General features: G+C 64.5%; 3 protein-coding genes. All 3 read right to left on the reverse strand.

Going from position 1 to position 1,386, the window contains the following annotated elements:
* Positions 1-21: 21 nt before the first annotated feature.
* Positions 22-339, reverse strand: a complete 318-nt coding sequence (locus CWO91_RS42180; RefSeq protein ID WP_165406085.1) for a hypothetical protein — start codon at positions 337-339, stop codon at positions 22-24.
* Between the two features lie 70 nt (positions 340-409).
* Positions 410-589 (reverse strand): hypothetical protein, encoded by a 180-nt coding sequence (locus CWO91_RS42185; protein WP_128944298.1) that lies wholly within the window; start codon positions 587-589, stop codon positions 410-412.
* A 274-nt stretch (positions 590-863) separates the two neighbouring features.
* Entirely contained in the window at positions 864-1,142 is a 279-nt protein-coding gene (locus tag CWO91_RS42190; protein ID WP_165406084.1) for a hypothetical protein, read from the reverse strand.
* Positions 1,143-1,386: the final 244 nt, after the last annotated feature.

The raw sequence follows: 1,386 nt of genomic DNA on the forward strand, positions 1-1,386 counted from the left end.
GGCTGACATTGCGCGAGCCGGCTATTGGCTCTGCACCGCCTTGGGCGGACGTGGCGATGATCGCGGCGGTTTTGCGCCGGGCTTGGCCGCAGGACGCGGCGGCGGCACATCGACCGACTCCAGATAGGCGGCAAGCGCCTTGGCGGAATCGGAACTGGTCGCGTAATGGTCCTTCAGGAACCAGGACAGCGTCAGGCTGAAGCGTCCCTTGGCAAGGCCCCGCGGGGTGCGGTGACAGGTCGCGCAACCGTCGGCAAAGAGCTTTGCGGGCGACTTGCCGGCGTCGAGGTTCTGCGCGGCGGCAACCGTCGTCGTCAGGACGGCGGCGGCAAGAGTCATCAAGGGCGCGATCAAGCCGCGCCCTGGTCGAAACAGCGAAATCAATGTTGTCCCCTAGCCCGTCTTGCGGTTACGCCGCCAATAGCTGATCGAATTCGGGCGGCGCGTAGGCCTTGCCATCCTGATCAGTGATGACGACCTGCCATCCCTCACTGGCCCACACCCTTGCCTTGGCCACAATGAGCAGCCGGCTCTCGCGGGCGAAACTGTACTTCTCGTTGTCGCGTTCTGCGACCATTTTATAGGCCAATGCAAATCCCCTGGCGTTGCCTGCACCCGCTCCTCTCGTGGCAGCGGGCTTTGGCGGCAATTCGCCAGGAGCGTGGCAATTTGGTGCCATCCGCAGGCAGCACTGCGCCGGGCACGCTCACAGCCGGGTAACCGGATGAGCGCGCGCCGCATCAGGGACGCGATCCTGCTTGTCGCGGGCTGCTTGCCGCCAGGCGCGTCGTCATATCATGCTGAATCGGCCGCCGGCCCCGTCACGACTGTCACGGAAACCGATCGCGCCTGTCCGAGCCCCGCTAGTGGACGCGGATCACGTGCGGCCGGCCGAGATTGATCAGTCCCTGCACCGCCGAGAGGCGATCGTCGAGGGCTGCGATGGTGAGCTGCAGATTGTTGCGGCGCTCGTCGAGCATGCCCATCTCGGCGCCGGTAAGCTTTGCGCTCGCCCGTTCCTTGTGGATCGCTTCGAGCGATTTGCGCAGTCCGGCAATCAGGCCGGACAGCTGCTTGGCCTCCTTGGTCATCGACCGCTTCGCGACATTTTGGCGGCGCATCTCCGCCTGGCTCTGTCTCATCGTCATCCTCCCGTGCCCCGCTGCCCCGAGTGGATGCTTACAGCTTTCGGTAGAGATATTACGATCGATGAAATCTGCCGGCGAAGAACTGACTTAAATTGTAAGGGCCTTGCGATGGTCAAAGAAAAAGCCCGGCGCTGCGGCCGGGCTTTTTTGGCAACCCTAGTGCTTTTGATGGCCGCCGCCGGGACCGCCGGCCGGCGCATTGCCGCCGCGCGGCGCCGCATTGATGTGCGGAGCGCCG

It is taken from the genome of Bradyrhizobium genosp. SA-3 (assembly GCF_004212635.1).
GTDB lineage: Bacteria > Pseudomonadota > Alphaproteobacteria > Rhizobiales > Xanthobacteraceae > Bradyrhizobium.